Here is a 16,894-nt window from a genome sequence, read left to right as displayed (position 1 = left end):
GATCATGCGTACTTGCTGAATAAACGCGTCGTACTTGAGTTCATCGCGAGCGAGCTCGCTCCTACAGAGGCTGCCTGATGCCTTGACTACTCAGCGTTACGCCGTTGCGTGGCGTCGGCTAGGATTGAGGCAGTCGAGGGTGCGAGGCGAAGGGCATGACAACAAAGCTACCTACCGCAGTACGCGACCGTGCATTGCAGATCGCCCAACACGAAATGGGCCACTACGTCGTGGCCCGCGCCCTGGGATTTGAAACGGGCGGCGTGACCCTGACAGTTTCCAAGGACCTGAGGCATAAAGGCGGCGCGACCATCAACCTGGTGCAGCCCATTTCGTCGATGGAGGCCATGAAGGCCTACCTGGAAGCCCGGATGATGGTGCTTTTTGCAGGTGCAATGGCGCAGACATTGCCATCAGCACCCTCCGGCGAAAGATGCGTCGATATGTCGAAAGCGACCGCCATCCTCAATGGGGCTTACGGGGCAGAACGGGATGATGCAAAACTCAGAGAGTTGCGGCACCTGCTGCGCAACATCACCTATGCCACCACGAATCCCGAGTCCTCCGACAGCATCACTGCCGAGCTGAGAACGATCAATGATCGCCTGTGGTTGCGGACTCAGGAAATGGTCGAGGCGTTGGCTGAAACCATTACCGCATTGGGCGCGGCACTCGTGGATCGTTTGGTGCTAGTGGAGCAGTGGGGCAGGCCGGCGGATACCTATGAGGTTGTGTTGACGGGCGAGATACTTGAGCGGATGTGGCCGTTGAGGCGCGGAGAACCCCATTCATTGTAGGAGCGAGCTTGCTCGCGAAGGCCGTGAACGATAACGCGAAAAACCAGATATCCACCCTCGCCTGTGGTTCCTTCGCGAGCTCGCTCCTACAAGCTCACTCAAGCGCGTGTTGAGGCCCTGCATCAGAAGCTACGAGCACAAATGCCGCTGCACGAGTTGCGCCAGGCACAAGCGTTGAGTCAGGACACACTGGCCAGGACACTGCATGTCAACCAGGCGGCGATCGCCAAGATGGAGCGGCGAACGGACATGTACATCAGTACTTTGCGCAATTACATCCGCGCCATGGGTGGCGAGTTGGAAATCATCGCCACCTTCCCCGAGGGCCAGGTAAAGATTGAAAACTTTGCCAACTGAACGATTAAAAAAATGGCTCTACTGTTTCGGGCTATCCAGACACGAAAAAGCCGCGCATTGCGCGGCTTTCTTGTTTGGTGGGCCCACACGGACTTGAACCGTGGACCAAAGGATTATGAGTCCTCTGCTCTAACCAACTGAGCTATAGGCCCTCAGTAGGTCGCGGATTATAGCGACGGTTTCGCGGCTGTGCTATCCGAAAAAGCCATTACAGTTGTACGAAGGAACGTCGCGGCAAATTCCTCGGGGGGCAGGGGCAGGCTGACGATGTAGCCCTGGATCTGCTCACAGCCCTCATAGGCCAGGAATTGCTGCTGTGCCTGGGTCTCGACACCTTCGGCAATCACGGTGAATTGCATGCTGCGACCGAGGGCGATGATGGCGCGTACGATCGCCGCATCGTGGGGATCGTCCGGTAGGCCGCGGACGAAGGACTGGTCGATCTTGAGGATGTCCAGCGGCAGGCGCTTGAGGTAACTCAATGACGAGTAACCAGTGCCGAAGTCATCGATGGCCAGTTGCACACCCAGATGTTTGAGTTGATGCAGCACCGCCAGCGCTTCTTCGGCCTGGCTCATGATGAAGTTTTCGGTGATTTCCAGTTGCAGGAAACCTGGGTTGAGGCCGTTGTCCTTGAGCAGCTGCTCGATACGGCCGAGCAGGTTGGGCTGGCGCAATTGGGCGCCTGCAAGGTTGACCGACAGCGGGCCGGGACTGTCGTACAGCCGGTGCCATTCGGCCATCTGCCGGCAGGCGGTTTCCAGGACCCAGTCACCGATTTGCAGGATCATGCCGTTTTCTTCAGCCAGCGGGATGAAGTGTTCCCGCGGCACGTCGCCAAAGGTTGGATGGCGCCAGCGGATGAGGGCTTCGGCGCCGACCAGGCTGTAGTCTTCGAGGCTGATTTTCGGTTGGTAGCACAGGTGCAACTCGTTGCGTTCGATGGCGCGGCGCAGTTCGTGTTCCAGTGCAACGCGTTCGCTGGCCTGGGCGGTGAGGTCGCGGGTGTAGCTTTCGACGCGGTTACGGCCCTTGGCCTTGGATCGGTACATCGCGGCGTCGGCGTTCTTGATCAGTGTGGCAACGTCGCAGCCATCCTTCGGATAGAGGCTGGTGCCGATGCTGGCGCTGATGAAAAACTCGTGTTCGCCGGCCTGGAATGGCGCGGCGAAACAATTGAGCAGTTTGGTGGCGATGTTGTCGGCATCAGTGGGTTGTTGCAGGCCCGGCAGCAGGATAATGAACTCGTCACCGCCCAGGCGCGCCACGGTGTCGATGTCACGCAGTTGCTCGCGCAGACGTACGGCAATGCCCTTGAGCAGCAGGTCGCCGACCGGGTGGCCGAGGCTGTCGTTGATGTGCTTGAAGCGGTCAAGGTCGAGAAATAGCACGGCGCCCTGGCCGCCATGTTCCTGCTGGCTGGTGAGCGCCGTCAGCAGGCGGCTTTCGAACAGCGTGCGGTTTGGCAGGCCGGTCAGCGGGTCGTGGTGCGCCTGGTAATCGAGTTTGGCCTGGGCATGCTTGAGGCTGGATATGTCGGCGAACACCGCGACAAAGTGGGTGATGAACATGTCGCGGTTGCGCACGGCACTGATGGTCAGCCAGCTTGGGTAAAGCTCGCCATTCTTGCGCCGATTGGAAATTTCGCCCTGCCAATGACCTTCGGCAGTCAATTGATGCCACATGGCCGCGTAGAACGCGCTGTCATGCAGGCCTGAGGCGAGCAGGCGCGGTGTGTGCCCCAGCGCTTCGCTTTCGCTGTAACCGGTGATCTCAGTGAAGGCCCGGTTGACCGCGCTGATGTGCTGTTGGGTGTCGGTGATCAACACGCCTTCGGCGGTGCTTTCGAACACGGTGGCGGCCTGTTGCAGTTTTTCCTGCATCAGGTGGCGCTCGGTGATGTCCCGGGCGATGGTCAACATGCAGTCGTCATCGCCAATGGGCAGCGGACGGCTGGATACTTCGCAGAGGCGGATCTGCCCGTCGCTGCGGCGGATATGGCAGCTGAAGTCGCGGACAAAACCGTCCCGTTGCAGCAGGTCGAGCATTTGCTTGCGTTCATTGAGGTTGACCCAGATCCCCAGTTCCAGCACCGAACGATCCACCGACATGGCGCTGTTGAATCCGGTGATGCGGCTGAAGCCCTCGTTAACTTCCAGCAGCAAACCGTCACTTTGCCGCGACAGCAGCAATCCGTCGGGGGACGCGTGGAAGGCCTTGGCGAACTTTTCTTCGGATGTTTGCAGTTGCTGCTGGGTTTCCTTGAGCTGGGTGATGTCCCGCACCACGACCACCAGCGCCGGTGTCATGTCGAGGTCAAAGGGTTCGGCGGAGATCAGGCCGGTAAACACCTGGCCGTTGCTGCGACGAAAGGGCATTTCCAGGTTGCGGATGCTGCCGGCCTGCAAGCGTTGCAGCAGGCCGGGTCCAACGCCGGGAATTCCCCAGATGTTCAGGTCGGTGGCGGTCAGGCCAATGACGTCCTCGGCCTTGAGGCCGATCTGCTCTTCAAACGCTTCGTTGACCTCCAGCAGGCAACCGTCGCTCAGGCGCGCGATCACCAGAATGTCAGGGCATTGCTGGAACACGGACGCGAATTTTTGTTCCGACAGGCGCAGGGCTTCTTCAGTGCGCTTGGCCTCGGTGATGTCGATCATCAGCCCGCGCATCACCGGCTCATGCCCATGTTCGATCAGGCTGACGATATCGCGTACCCACAGGCAGCGGCCGTCGGCAGTGATCACCCGGTAATCGAGGCTGTGATCGCGCCCGGCCAGCACTTCGTGATCGCAGAATGTCTGGGCGCGGATCAGGTCGGCGGGGTGAATGATGTTGCGCCAGAAGCCCGGAATCAGCCAGTGGGACAGGGGATAACCGAGAAGGTCTTCGGCGTGGGGCGATACATAGCTGTAGGTGTAGTCGGTGACTTTTGCTTCCCAGGCGATGGCCGACAGGCTCTCCACCAGACCGCGGTAGTGGTACTCGCTGCTGCGCAGTTCCTGTTCAAGATCGACCCGGCGGGCGATTTCCGAACTCAAGCGGCGGTTGATGCGAATGACCACCCCCAGCACGATAGTCAGCAGTAGCAATCCGGGCAGGCCATATACCAGCAGATCATTCCAGAAAGTTCGATGATCGAGGACGTTGCCGACCCAATGCTCCTGAATGGCGCTGATTTCAGCGGGGCTCATGTCCGCCAGGACTTTGTCGAGAATGCCGACCAGCATCTTGTTGTCGCGGGGTACACCCATGGCCAGTTGATAGCGATAGGGCGTTTCACCGCTGACATACAACCCATCGAGCTTGAGTTGTCGCAGGCTCCAGACGCTGGAAGCCAGATCGCCTACCACGGCGTCTACTTCGTCGGTGGCCAGCGCCTGCAGCGCCGAACTGACGTTGGGCATCGCCACCAGGTTCAAGTCGGGATGGTGGGTGCGTAGCAGTTCGTGGGGGGCGTAGTTTTCCACCACGGCGATTTTCAGGCCGTACAGGTCTTTCAGGTTATGTGGCTGCGGGCCCCCGACATGGGCCAGGATGACAATCGGAAAATCCAGGTAGGGGCGTGTGAACGACAGGTATTTCTGGCGTTCCGGGGTCGACATGATGCCCGGCAGCAGGTCAATTTTGCCCTTTTTGGCTTGCTCCAGGACGACGGTCCAGCTCACCGGTTCGATGGGCGTGAGCCGGGTCGCCAGCCTTTTGCGGATAACTTCGATGTAATCCGCGGCAAGGCCCTGGTAGCGGCCCTCATCGTCACGAAATTCGAAAGGCGGCCACGACGCATCCACACCCAGGCGCAAGTCCGGGTGAGCCGCCAGCCAGCTACGTTCATCGTCTGTGAGAGTCAGCGCGCCAGCCGTTGCGGTCCAGGTCATCAGCGACAGCAAAAAAAGCACGGTCGGCAGTCTGGGCATAACGGTCTCGTTATGGCTCGGGGGAATGTTTCGAGTGTAGACGGGCTACGGGGCGGAGGGGGAGGTGCAGCGATATTAATCTGCCATAAAACAAAACCCCCGGCCTGGGCCGGGGGTTCTGGTATCACTCGTCGAGGAAAGAGCGCAGATGCTCGCTTCTCGTCGGGTGGCGCAGCTTGCGCAGCGCCTTGGCTTCGATCTGACGAATCCGCTCACGGGTCACGTCGAACTGCTTACCAACCTCCTCGAGGGTGTGGTCGGTATTCATGTCGATACCGAAGCGCATGCGCAGTACCTTGGCTTCACGGGCAGTGAGACCGGACAGCACTTCGCGAGTCGCTTCTTTAAGGCTCTCAACGGTTGCAACATCGATTGGCGACTGCATGGTCGAGTCTTCGATGAAGTCACCCAGATGGGAGTCTTCGTCATCACCGATCGGGGTTTCCATGGAGATCGGCTCTTTAGCGATCTTCAATACCTTGCGGATCTTGTCCTCAGGCATTTCCATGCGTTCGCCCAGCTCTTCCGGGGTCGGTTCGCGACCCATTTCCTGCAGCATCTGCCGGGAAATGCGGTTGAGCTTGTTGATCGTCTCGATCATGTGCACCGGAATACGGATGGTGCGGGCCTGGTCGGCGATCGAGCGAGTGATCGCCTGACGGATCCACCAGGTGGCATAAGTCGAGAATTTGTAGCCGCGACGGTATTCGAACTTGTCTACCGCTTTCATCAAGCCAATGTTGCCTTCCTGGATCAGATCGAGGAATTGCAGGCCACGGTTGGTGTACTTCTTGGCAATCGAGATCACCAGACGCAAGTTGGCTTCAACCATCTCTTTCTTCGCGCGGCGGGCCTTGGCCTCGCCGATCGACATGCGACGGTTGATGTCCTTGATTTCAGCGATGGTCAAACCGGTTTCGGTTTCCAGCGCGGTCAGCTTCTGCTGGCAACGGAGGATGTCCGGTTGCAGACGACCAATGGCTTCAGCGTATTTGCCTTTGCCTTTGGCCAGGGCATCACTCCAGCTTTCGTCGACTTCGTTGCCCGGGAACTGGCGCAGGAAGTCTGCACGCGGCATGCGCGCATCACGAACGCAGAGCTGCATGATTGCGCGCTCTTGCTGACGCAGGCGATCCAGGGCGCTGCGAACACGCTCGACCAGGCCTTCGAATTGCTTCGGCACCAGTTTGATCGGCATGAACAGCTCGGCCAGGGCCAACAGCTCGGCAATCGCTGCCTTGTTGTTGCGACCGTGCTTTTTCAGCGCCTTGCGGGTGATTTCCATCTGATCGGCCACAGCGCCAAAACGCTGTGCAGCGATGATCGGATCCGGACCGCTTTCGGCTTCTTCCTCGTCATCCGAGGCTTCACCGTCTTCGTCGTCGTCAGCGTCATCCGCTTTCACGGCTTTGGCGTCGATCGGCGGCGGCACTTCTGCCGCAGGCGGCGCGATGCCGTCGTCCGGGTCGATATAACCGCTCAGGACGTCGGACAGGCGACCACCTTCGGTGGTGACGCGGGTGTACTCGGAGAGAATATGATCAACCGTGCCAGGGAAGTGCGCGATTGCGCTCATCACTTCACGGATGCCCTCTTCAATACGCTTGGCGATTTCAATTTCGCCTTCACGAGTGAGGAGCTCCACCGTACCCATTTCGCGCATGTACATGCGCACCGGGTCGGTAGTGCGACCAATGTCGGTCTCGACCGCAGCCAACGCTGCAGCGGCCTCTTCGGCTGCGGCTTCGTCGGTATCGGCGTCGGCCAGCATAAGGGAATCCTTATCTGGCGCAACCTCGAATACGTTGATCCCCATGTCATTGATCATGCGGATGATGTCTTCCACCTGTTCCGGATCTGAAATATCCTCCGGCAGGTGGTCGTTGACCTCCGCGTAAGTCAGGTAGCCCTGCTCACGACCAAGTGTGATCAACTCTTTGATACGAGACTGCTGTTGCGCTTTTCCGGACATAACACCCTATCCACTGAAGGTCTTGGCGGGCAAAAAACAAGCCGAGGATTATACCTGAGCTATGACCTCACGCGCCAGTTGAGGTCGGGTTTGATGCGGAAACATTGCGACTCAAGAGGTCGCGCAGTTGATTTTTCTCTTCGCTGGTCAATTCGCTTTGACGTGCTTTTCTAAGAAGTTGTTCCAGGTTTCGCTCGCGTTGGCGGGCTGACAAGCTAGTAATGGTGTCGAAAAACTGTTGTTCAAGGTTATCTCCATCAATCAGCCATTCCTTTTCCGCCAGGGCCTTGAGCAGGCGACCTTGCTCTGTGCCGTGCCAGCGGGCAATCAGCTGAATTGAGTTTAGCTTGGGATTCTTCTGCACGGCTTCGAGTAGCGCCACCAACAATTGGGTGTTGGTGTGATCCTCAGCGGCGAAGTGCCCGGCATCCTCGACTTTTTCGGCCAGTTGCGGGTGATGCAGCAGCGTGCGCAAGGCGGCGAGGGTCGGCGGTTCTACGGCGGCGGGCACCCGTGGCGCGCGGGGTTGATCACGATCGCCGCCCCGCTTGCCATTTTTGTCCCAGGGTTTCTTGTCCCATTTCTTGCCTCCTGCACCGGGTTTCTTCGGCGTCCATTCCTGCTGCGGCACATACATTTCCTGTGCCTGCGGCTGATGATAGTCGCTGTAATCGGGCATTGCGTCGTAATCGATGCCCGGGTCGTAGGCCGGTGGTGCTTCCGGTGGGGCGCTTTGTGCCAGCTGGCTCACCGCTTCGCCGCTCAGGCCGGTGATTTCGCTCAGGCGCTGACGCATCAAGGTGCGCAGGTTGGCGCCCGGGACTTTGTCGATCAATGGCGCGGCGAGGGTGGCCATGTGGGCCTTGCCCTCGAGTGAGCGAGGATCGGCTTCTTCCGTCAATTGCTGGAAGAAGTAATCGGCCAGAGGCTGTGCATGCTGGTTGATCCGTGCGCGGAAGGCGTCGGTGCCTTCGGAGCGGACCAATGTGTCCGGATCCTCGCCTTCGGGCAGGAACAGAAAGCGTGCGCGACGACCGTCCTGCAAGCTCGAAAGCGTCGCCTCCAGTGCCCGCCATGCAGCATTGCGACCGGCCTGATCGCCGTCGAAGCAGAACAGCACGCTCGGTACGACACGAAACAGTCGCTTGAGGTGCTCCTCGCTGGTGGCGGTGCCGAGGGTTGCGACGGCATTGCGCAGGCCTTGCTGGGCCAGGGCGATGACGTCCATGTAGCCTTCGACGACGATGATCTCGTCGAGGTTGCGGTTGGTCTTGCGCGCTTCGTACAGGCCGTAGAGTTCCTGGCCCTTGTGGAATACCGGGGTTTCCGGGGAGTTCAGGTACTTCGGCTTGTCGTCGCCCAATACCCGGCCGCCAAAGGCAATGACGCGCCCGCGGCTGTCGCGGATCGGGAACATCACTCGGTCGCGGAAACGGTCGTAACGTTTGCCACTTTCGGCGTTTTCGATCAGCAGGCCGGCATCGATCATGGCTTTTTGTTGCAGGGTATCGCTGCTCAAGTGCTTGAACAGGTTGTCCCAGCCAGGCGGTGCAAAGCCCAGGCCGAAGTCCCGGGCGATTTCGCCGGTCAGCCCGCGACCTTTCAGGTAGTCCACGGCGGCCTTGCGCGATGGATGGCTTTTCAAGGCCTGGCGATAAAAGTCGGCGGCGGCGCTGAGTAGCGGGTACAGCGGCGAATCGGTCGGCTGCCGCGGCTTGTGCGGGCGGCCGCTTTCTTCGCGGGGGATTTCCATGCCGGCGGCTTTGGCCAGTTCTTCGACAGCCTGGACGAAATCCAGGTTGTCGTGGTCCATGATGAAGCCGAGGGCGTTGCCGCCAGCGCCGCAGCCGAAGCAGTAATAAAACTGCTTGTCGGGGCTGACGCTGAACGACGGAGTCTTTTCTTTATGGAACGGGCAACAGGCAGTGTGGTTCTTGCCGGCTTTTTTCAGTTGCAGGCGCGAGCTGACCACGTCGACGATGTCGGTGCGGTTCAGAAGGTCGTCAATGAAGCTCTGGGGAATTAGCCCGGCCATGGCGTTCTCGTCATCTGCGCTGAATGGGACCCGAAACGTACGGCGACCGAACGCGGTCATTGCTTGAGGCGCGCAAAGTGTGCGGCTCGACCAGTGTCGTCTGCGTAATCGCTGTCGGGAAGTGTATCTGCCGAAAATCCACTGACGTTAATGCCAATCAGTATTCGACGGTTCGAATGTGTTGCGCTGAATCCGGCTGCGGCCAGTAGCAGGCCTCGGATAGCTCATCATTTGGCACGCAAGCAGGTGCCTTGGGCTGATCGTCGTGAGAGGAATCAGTGGGTGTGCTCGTCAGTAGCCTTGAAAGGCTCGTCAGAAAAGACGTGCACTGCTGGCAAAAAAGCCAGGTCTGACGCGGTAAAGCAGATTTGTCTCGGTCGCGTCTGCGGCGTTGACGGTGAAGCATCAAGCGTTTTACGCAAATGCCATAAGCCCGGCTGAGGGCCGGGCTTGGCAGAAGCTTGCTACGATCGTCTGTGTATTAGTACAGACGAACGGCGCGGCGCTGTTCGCGCTGAACTTTCTTGGCGTGACGCTTAACAGCGGCTGCTGCTTTGCGCTTACGCTCAGAAGTTGGCTTCTCGTAAAATTCGCGGCTACGAACTTCAGCCAGTACACCGGCTTTTTCGCAGGAGCGCTTGAAACGACGCAGAGCTACGTCGAAGGGTTCGTTCTCTTTTACTTTGACGGCTGGCATCCAGAGCTACCTTCATTCATTACCGGGGTCAACATCCTCGCGGCAAAAGAGCACTTGAAGACGTCGGTTTTTAAGGGTTGCGGATGTTAACCCCTCAACGCTCGGAATGCAAAGCCTCTGATCGAAAACCGCTGGTCGGGGCATCACGCGACGACTATTATGCGCGCCTTCGAATTCAGCCTAAACAAGGCGCAAACCCATGCTAGTACTGGGATTAGAAACCTCCTGCGACGAAACTGGTGTCGCATTATATGACAGTGAACGCGGCCTGCTGGCCGACGCGCTGTTCAGTCAGATCGACCTGCACCGCGCCTATGGTGGCGTGGTGCCGGAGCTGGCTTCGCGCGATCACGTCAAACGCATGCTGCCCTTGATTCGTCAGGTGTTGGCCGAGGCCGACTGCGTGCCGACCGAGATCGATGCAATCGCCTACACCGCGGGTCCTGGCCTGGTCGGTGCCTTGCTGGTAGGGGCTTCCTGTGCTCAGGCACTGGCCTTTGCCTGGGGCATTCCGGCCCTCGGCGTGCATCACATGGAAGGCCACTTGCTGGCGCCGATGCTGGAGTCGCAACCGCCAGAATTTCCGTTCGTCGCTTTGTTAGTGTCCGGTGGCCATACGCAACTGGTTCAGGTCGACGGAATTGGTCAGTACACGCTCTTGGGTGAGACCCTGGATGACGCTGCCGGCGAAGCTTTCGACAAGACGGCGAAGATGATGGGGCTCAATTATCCGGGTGGACCGGAGATCGCGCGCCTAGCAGAGCAGGGCGTTGCAGGACGTTTCGTCTTCCCGCGTCCGATGTGCGACCGTCCGGGCCTGGATTTCAGCTTCAGTGGCCTGAAAACCTTTGCGTTGAACACCTGGCAACAGTGCGTCAACGCTGGGGACGACGGCGAGCAAGCCCAATGCGACATCGCGCTGGCGTTCCAGCAAGCCGTGGTGGAGACTTTGACCATCAAGTGCAAGCGTGCCCTGAAGGCTGCCGGCATGAAGCGCCTGGTGATCGCCGGAGGGGTCAGTGCCAACAAGGCGTTGCGCACTTCCCTGGAAAAAATGCTCGGCGATATGAAGGGTGATGTGTTTTATGCCCGTCCGCAGTTCTGCACCGATAACGGCGCAATGATCGCCTTTGCCGGCTGCCAGCGCTTGCAAGCCGGCCAGCAGGAAAGTCTGGCGATCAGTGTGCAGGCACGCTGGCCGATGGAGCAGTTGTCGGCGTTGTGATGAGCGGCGCTCATGTCCGGTCGCTAGAAATGCCGTTCGCGCCCGGCGAACAGGTCGCGTAGATTGCCGCGATGACGCCAGACGATCAGCCCGGTGAGCGTGCTCATGGGCAGCAGGGCAGCCGGCTCTTGCCAAGCCAGCAACGGCAGGGTCAGCGGTGTGGCGATCAGGGCGGCCAGGGAGCTGGTGCGGGTCAGGTAGAACGTCAGGAGCCAGGCGCAGACGGCCAGAAGGGCTGCAGGCGGATACAGGCCCAGCAACATGCCGGCAGCGGTGGCGACACCCTTGCCGCCGCGAAAGCGGAAGTACAACGGAAACAGATGGCCGATAACGGCATAGACGCCGATCCAGGCCTGCTCCTGCTGGGAAAGACCTGCAAGACGCGCAATCAGTACCGGCAGCAGGCCTTTGCAAAGGTCGCCGAGCAGGGTCAGGATGGCGAGTTTCTTGCCGGCCAGGCGCAGCATGTTGGTGGCGCCGGCATTGCCTGAGCCACTCATTCGCGGATCGGGGTTACCGGTCAGGCGGCTGAGCAAAATGGCAAAGGACAGAGAGCCGAGCAGGTAGGCGAGGATCGCCAGTAACCAAAACATGCTAACTATTCCGGGTGAGGAAGCCCTGATTCTAACGGCGCATTGCGCCCTTGTCGTGTAGCGGAGAGAAGTGCTTGGACAGAGTGTTTATCGAGGGCCTGGAAGTCGACACGGTGATTGGTGCCTACGACTGGGAACGAGGCATCCGACAGTGCTTGCGTCTTGATCTGAGCTTCGCTTGGGATAATCGCCCGGCCGCAGCCGGTGATGACCTGACCCTGGCGCTCGACTACGCCAGTGTTTCCTCGCGCATTCAGGCATTTGCCGAGCAGGCGCAATTCCAGCTGGTCGAAACCTTCGCTGAGCGCCTGGTTGAAGTACTGATGAGCGAATTCAAGATCACCTGGATGCGCCTGAAGCTGACCAAGCCTGGCGCGGTCCCGGCTGCCACCGGCGGTGTAGGTGTGGAGATCGAGCGCGGATGTCGCTGACTCAGGTTTACCTCGGGCTTGGTAGCAATATCGAGCGTGAAACCCATTTGCAGGCGGGGCTCAATGCATTGGCGGCGTTTCTTGTCGATATCCGCTGTTCGGCGGTGTTCGAAAGTCAGCCGGTGGGCATCAAGAGCGGGCCGTTCTTCAATTTCGTGGTGTCGGCATACACTGATCTGCCGCTGATTGAGCTTGATCGTCGATTGAAGTTCATCGAGGCGGATAACGGCCGATATGCGCCGGATCGCCGAGGATTACCTCTGGATATCGACGTGTTGTTGTTCGGTGATCTGGTGGGCAACTTCGATGGCCTGGTCTTGCCTCGGGCAGAAATTCTGAAAAATGCGTTCGTACTGTGGCCATTGTCGTTGATAGCGCCGGATCGAGTGCACCCGGGCGTAGGCAAGAGCTTTGCGACCTTGTGGAGTGAAGCGCAGATTGATCAGGTGCTGGCGCCAGTGGCTTTCGAGTGGCGCGGTGAGCAACTGACACCTTCAGATTTGTTGTGATCTGACAGGCCTCTTCGCGAGCAGCCCGCTCCCACAGGTTTTCGCTAACTTTGTGGGAGCGGGCTTGCTCGCGAAGCTTTTCAGGTAGACGCCGTCTCTTTGTAGGCTTTCAAGGCCTTTAGTCGCTCACGCTTGATCGCCTCACCCAACTCCGGTCCCTTGAATCCTTTCTCCAGCAACGGCTGAACCGCCACGCTGCGGGCCGCAGTTGCTGCGCCGCGCAAATAATCAGCTTGTGGATAATTTTTCGATTCCAGCCCTTTGCGTCCACGCGCATCCATTTCGCATGCGGCGATGAATTCTTCGAAGCGCTGTGGCCGACGGTAAACGTCGAAGCTCTGCAGTAACTCCAGCAGCGTCGATGGCTTGAGTTCCAGGGCGCGATGGCCATGGGTGTGATATTCGCCCACCAGCAGCGCCAGCTCCTGGCAGTCCCTCGGCACCTTGAAGCGTTCATTGACCGCTTTGATCAGCTTCAGGCCTTTGAACTCGTGGGCAATGTGTCGCGGCCATTCTTCCTCTGGCGTCAGGCCTTTGCCCAGATCGTGCAGCAGGCAAGCCCAGCGCACTGTCAGTGGTTGTTTGTGTGTGGCGGCTTGCTGCAAAACGCTCAGGGTGTGTGCACCAGTATCGATTTCCGGGTGATGGGCCGGGGGTTGTGGTACGCCAAACAGCGCGTCTACCTCGGGCATCAGCACCTTGAGGGCGCCGCAGGCGCGCAAAACCTCAACGAATACCTGTGGCTGATCTTCCATCAAGGCGCGGGAAATTTCCTTCCAGCTGCGCTCCGGGGTCAGCGCCTCAAGCTCGCCTGACTCGCTGAGTTGGCGCATCAGTTCCAGGGTTTCCGGGGCGACGGTAAAGCCCAGCGCAGCATAACGCGCCGCAAAGCGGGCAACACGCAGGACGCGGAGGGGATCTTCGGCAAATGCCGGGGAAACATGGCGAAGCAGGCGAGCTTCGAGATCGCGCTGGCCGTGGTACGGGTCGGTCAGGTTCTGCTGATCGTCTTCGGCCATGGCATTGATGGTCAGGTCGCGACGAATCAAGTCTTCTTCGAGGGTGACTTCAGGGTTGGCGTGAAAAGTGAACCCGCCGTAACCACGCCCGCTTTTACGTTCGGTGCGGGCGAGGGCGTATTCCTCACCGCTCTTTGGATGAAGGAACACCGGGAAGTCCGCGCCCACCGGGCGGAAGCCCTTGGCGAGCATTTCTTCGGTGGTGGCGCCGACCACGACCCAGTCGATATCGGTAACCGGTTTACCCAGCAGGCGATCGCGAACTGCACCGCCGACTTTATAAATACGCATAAAAAACCTCCGTTAGCTCGACAGGATAACCGTTGCATCGAGCTTCCGGAGGCACAAACCGGATCAAAGATGGATGACAGCCAGGTCCAGGCGCCCGTAATCACCTTCGCTGTGCTCGCTTCTGGGCGGCACATGGTGGGTTTTCATCACGGTTTCCCCTTGCAGGGTTTCCAGGTGAATGTCGAAACCCCAGAGGCGGTGCAGGTGTTTGAGTACTTCTTCGGTCGAGTCCCCTAGCGGTTTGCGGTCGTGTTGCTGGTGACGCAGGGTCAAGGAACGGTCACCACGCCGGTCGATGCTGTAGATCTGCACGTTGGGTTCGCGATTGCCCAGGTTGTACTGCGCCGCGAGGGTTTCACGGATGATGCGGTAGCCACCTTCGTCGTGAATGGCGGGCACCAGCAGGTCGTCCTTCTGGTCGTCATCGAGAATGCTGAACAGCTTCAGATCACGGATCACCTTGGGTGACAGGTACTGCAGGATGAAGCTCTCATCCTTGAAGCTGCTCATGGCGAACTTGATGGCTGCCAGCCAGTCGGTACCGGCAATGTCAGGAAACCAGCGGCGATCTTCTTCCGTTGGCTCCTCGCACATGCGACGGATGTCTCGGTACATGGCAAAACCCAGGGCGTAGGGGTTGATGCCGCTGTAGTAAGGGCTATCGAAGCCAGGCTGGAATACCACGCTGGTGTGGGACGTCAGGAACTCCATCATGAAGCCGTCGGTGACCAGGCCCTCGTCGTACAGGTCGTTCATCAGGGTGTAGTGCCAGAACGTGGCCCAACCCTCGTTCATCACCTGAGTCTGGCGCTGTGGATAAAAATACTGGGCGATCTTGCGCACGATGCGCACGATTTCCCGCTGCCATGGCTCCAGCAGCGGCGCATGTTTTTCGATGAAATACAGGATGTTTTCCTGAGGTTCGGCGGGGAAGCGAGCGTTGTCCTTGTCGCTGTACTTGTCCGCGCCCTTGGGAATGGTGCGCCACAGATCGTTGATCTGTTTCTGTAAATGCTCCTCCCGGTCCTTTTGCCGACGGCGTTCTTCTTCCGCGGAGATCGGATAAGGGCGTTTGTAGCGGTCGACACCATAGTTCATCAGCGCATGGCAGGAGTCGAGCAGGTCCTCAACCGCGTCGATACCGTGTCGTTCTTCGCATTGCATGATGTACTGCTTGGCAAACACCAGGTAATCAATGATCGAGCTGGCGTCGGTCCAGGTGCGGAACAGGTAATTGCCTTTGAAAAAGCTGTTGTGCCCGTAGCAGGCGTGGGCCACCACCAGCGCCTGCATGCAGATGGTGTTTTCTTCCATCAGGTAGGCGATGCACGGGTCGGAGTTGATCACGATCTCGTACGCCAGCCCCATTTGGCCGCGGGTATAGGATTTTTCAGTACTTAGGAAATGCTTGCCGTAGGACCAGTGGTGATAACCCAGCGGCATACCGACCGAGGCGTAGGCGTCCATCATCTGCTCGGCGGTGATCACTTCGATCTGGTTAGGGTACGTATCGAGGGCATAACCGGCCGCAATACGACTGATTTCGCGGTCGTACGCCTGGATCAGCTCGAACGTCCATTCGGAGCCGGTGGAAATGGGTTGGCGCTTCTGCTCTTTGGCGGTCATGTCACTAACCTGCGCTGGAAGAGTTCACGGAAGACCGGATAGATATCCCCGGCCGAGACCAGTTGTTGCTGGGCAAACGTGTCGGAAAAGGCTTCGGCGATGCGCTCGTATTCGAACCACAGGGCCTGGTGTTCGCGCGGGGTGATCTCAACGTAAGTGTAGTACTGCACGAATGGCATGATCTGGTTGATCAGGATGTCGCGGCAGATCGGAGAGTCGTCGTTCCAGTTGTCACCGTCGGAGGCCTGGGCGGCGTAGATGTTCCACTCATTGCTCGGATAACGTTCGGCCATGATCTCCTGCATCAGTTTCAAGGCGCTGGAAACGATGGTGCCACCGGTCTCCCGGGAGTAGAAAAACTCCTCTTCATCCACTTCGCGGGCGCTGGTGTGATGGCGAATGAATACGACGTCGATCTTGTCGTAGTTACGCTTGAGAAACAGGTACAGCAGGATAAAGAAGCGCTTGGCGATGTCCTTGGTCGCCTGGGTCATCGAGCCAGACACGTCCATCAGGCAGAACATCACGGCCTTGGAGCTGGGATTGGGTTGTTTGATGAGCAGGTTGTACTTGAGGTCGAAGGTGTCGAGGAACGGGATGCGATTAATGCGCGCACTGAGTTTTTCGATTTCTTCTTCGATTTTCTGAATATCGCCGAAGTTGTCCGGTTCTTCCTGCTTGAGTCGCAGAAGTTCTTCCTTGGCTTCGCGCAGTTTTGCCCGGCTGCTGCCGGACAGTGCGATCCGCCGGGCGTGGGCTGAACGCAAGGTGCGGATGATGTTGATCCGCGACGGGTTGCCCTCGCTGCTGATCCCGGCACGTACGGTCTTGAAGGTGTCGGTACCGGTCAGGTTGCGCTTGACCAGGTTTGGCAGCTCAAGATCCTCGAACATGAATTCGAGGAATTCTTCCTGGGTGATCTGGAAGACAAACTCGTCCATCCCTTCGCCGGAATTGCCGGCCTTGCCGGGGCCTCGACCGCCGCCTCCTCCCGGCGGGCGGGCAATATGTTCGCCGCTGGTGAATTCCTTGTTGCCCGGGTGTACGACTGTTTGCTTGCCGCCGCGACCGTGGTGGAGCACCGGCTCGTCGATGTCGCGGCCGGGAATGCTGATTTGTTCGCCGTGTTCCATATCGGTAATGGAGCGCCGGCTGACCGCCTCTTCGACAGCCTTTTTAATGTGATCACGGTAGCGTCGCAGAAACCGCTGGCGGTTTACCGTGCTCTTGTTCTTGCCATTGAGACGTCGGTCGATCACATAGCTCATGACTGCTCCTTAGAAGCTGTCCTGAAAGGGGCGAGCGGTGATACAGCATCGAACCGAGAGCCGAGGGATATTGAACGCTCCCCCAAGCGCTTTGGATGCTGCCTGAACTCGCTACCGACTTTCGAACACCTTCCAGAGGCCTGTGTAACAGAAAAAGCGC

The 16,894-nt window shown here is 58.9% G+C and carries 13 protein-coding genes and 1 tRNA gene; 5 read left to right on the top strand and 9 right to left on the bottom strand.

What is annotated here, in order from left to right:
* Positions 1-155: 155 nt before the first annotated feature.
* A complete protein-coding gene (locus B0D71_RS22240; protein ID WP_103396634.1) occupies positions 156-797 on the top strand; it encodes a peptidase M41 in 642 nt (213 codons plus the stop codon).
* 63 nt (positions 798-860) lie between these two features.
* A complete protein-coding gene (locus B0D71_RS22235) occupies positions 861-1,154 on the top strand; it encodes an XRE family transcriptional regulator (RefSeq protein WP_103396633.1) in 294 nt (97 codons plus the stop codon).
* A 75-nt stretch (positions 1,155-1,229) separates the two neighbouring features.
* Here the strand turns inward: B0D71_RS22235 and B0D71_RS22230 are convergent.
* The 5 genes from B0D71_RS22230 to rpsU all read right to left on the bottom strand — a co-directional run bounded on the left by B0D71_RS22230 (position 1,230) and on the right by rpsU (position 9,772).
* Positions 1,230-1,306 (bottom strand) — tRNA-Ile (locus B0D71_RS22230).
* A gap of 15 nt (positions 1,307-1,321) precedes the next feature.
* Positions 1,322-5,068 carry an EAL domain-containing protein gene (locus B0D71_RS22225; RefSeq protein WP_103396632.1) on the bottom strand — a complete coding sequence of 1,249 codons (3,747 nt, stop codon included), beginning with the start codon at positions 5,066-5,068 and terminating at the stop codon, positions 1,322-1,324.
* 124 nt (positions 5,069-5,192) lie between these two features.
* On the bottom strand, positions 5,193-7,040 hold the full coding sequence (rpoD, locus tag B0D71_RS22220) for an RNA polymerase sigma factor RpoD (RefSeq protein ID WP_103396631.1): 1,848 nt from the start codon (positions 7,038-7,040) through the stop codon (positions 5,193-5,195).
* Positions 7,041-7,107: 67 nt separating this feature from the next.
* On the bottom strand, positions 7,108-9,075 hold the full coding sequence (gene dnaG, locus B0D71_RS22210; RefSeq protein ID WP_103396766.1) for a DNA primase: 1,968 nt from the start codon (positions 9,073-9,075) through the stop codon (positions 7,108-7,110).
* A gap of 481 nt (positions 9,076-9,556) precedes the next feature.
* Complete coding sequence (gene rpsU, locus B0D71_RS22205; protein WP_002551877.1) at positions 9,557-9,772, bottom strand: 30S ribosomal protein S21; 216 nt, start codon at positions 9,770-9,772, stop codon at positions 9,557-9,559.
* Positions 9,773-9,971: 199 nt separating this feature from the next.
* Between rpsU and tsaD the strand changes: the two genes are divergently transcribed.
* Complete coding sequence (gene tsaD, locus B0D71_RS22200; protein WP_103396630.1) at positions 9,972-10,997, top strand: tRNA (adenosine(37)-N6)-threonylcarbamoyltransferase complex transferase subunit TsaD; 1,026 nt, start codon at positions 9,972-9,974, stop codon at positions 10,995-10,997.
* A 23-nt stretch (positions 10,998-11,020) separates the two neighbouring features.
* Here the strand turns inward: tsaD and plsY are convergent, their stop codons facing one another.
* Complete coding sequence (plsY, locus tag B0D71_RS22195; protein ID WP_007993197.1) at positions 11,021-11,590, bottom strand: glycerol-3-phosphate 1-O-acyltransferase PlsY; 570 nt, start codon at positions 11,588-11,590, stop codon at positions 11,021-11,023.
* Positions 11,591-11,664: 74 nt separating this feature from the next.
* On the opposite strand from plsY, the gene folB reads away from it, so the two are divergent.
* Together folB and folK are read left to right on the top strand one after the other, a co-directional pair.
* Positions 11,665-12,021 carry a dihydroneopterin aldolase gene (gene folB / locus B0D71_RS22190; protein WP_008051601.1) on the top strand — a complete coding sequence of 119 codons (357 nt, stop codon included), beginning with the start codon at positions 11,665-11,667 and terminating at the stop codon, positions 12,019-12,021.
* Entirely contained in the window at positions 12,012-12,530 is a 519-nt protein-coding gene (gene folK / locus B0D71_RS22185; RefSeq protein ID WP_103396629.1) for a 2-amino-4-hydroxy-6-hydroxymethyldihydropteridine diphosphokinase, read from the top strand. The genes folB and folK overlap by 10 nt, the downstream gene beginning before the upstream one ends.
* An 80-nt stretch (positions 12,531-12,610) precedes the next feature.
* On the opposite strand, the gene B0D71_RS22180 is transcribed toward folK, so the two are convergent.
* The 3 genes from B0D71_RS22180 to B0D71_RS22170 all read right to left on the bottom strand — a co-directional run bounded on the left by B0D71_RS22180 (position 12,611) and on the right by B0D71_RS22170 (position 16,734).
* Positions 12,611-13,840: a multifunctional CCA addition/repair protein gene (locus tag B0D71_RS22180; RefSeq protein WP_103396628.1), complete on the bottom strand. Its 1,230-nt coding sequence runs from the start codon at positions 13,838-13,840 to the stop codon at positions 12,611-12,613.
* Positions 13,841-13,903: 63 nt separating this feature from the next.
* Complete coding sequence (locus tag B0D71_RS22175) at positions 13,904-15,466, bottom strand: SpoVR family protein (RefSeq protein ID WP_103396627.1); 1,563 nt, start codon at positions 15,464-15,466, stop codon at positions 13,904-13,906.
* Positions 15,463-16,734, bottom strand: a complete 1,272-nt coding sequence (locus B0D71_RS22170; RefSeq protein WP_085727806.1) for a YeaH/YhbH family protein — start codon at positions 16,732-16,734, stop codon at positions 15,463-15,465. The genes B0D71_RS22175 and B0D71_RS22170 overlap by 4 nt, the downstream gene beginning before the upstream one ends.
* Between the last annotated feature and the right edge of the window lie 160 nt (positions 16,735-16,894).

The organism is Pseudomonas laurylsulfativorans, from assembly GCF_002906155.1.
Classification (GTDB): domain Bacteria; phylum Pseudomonadota; class Gammaproteobacteria; order Pseudomonadales; family Pseudomonadaceae; genus Aquipseudomonas; species Aquipseudomonas laurylsulfativorans.
This window is presented reverse-complemented; position numbering and strand designations above follow the sequence as displayed.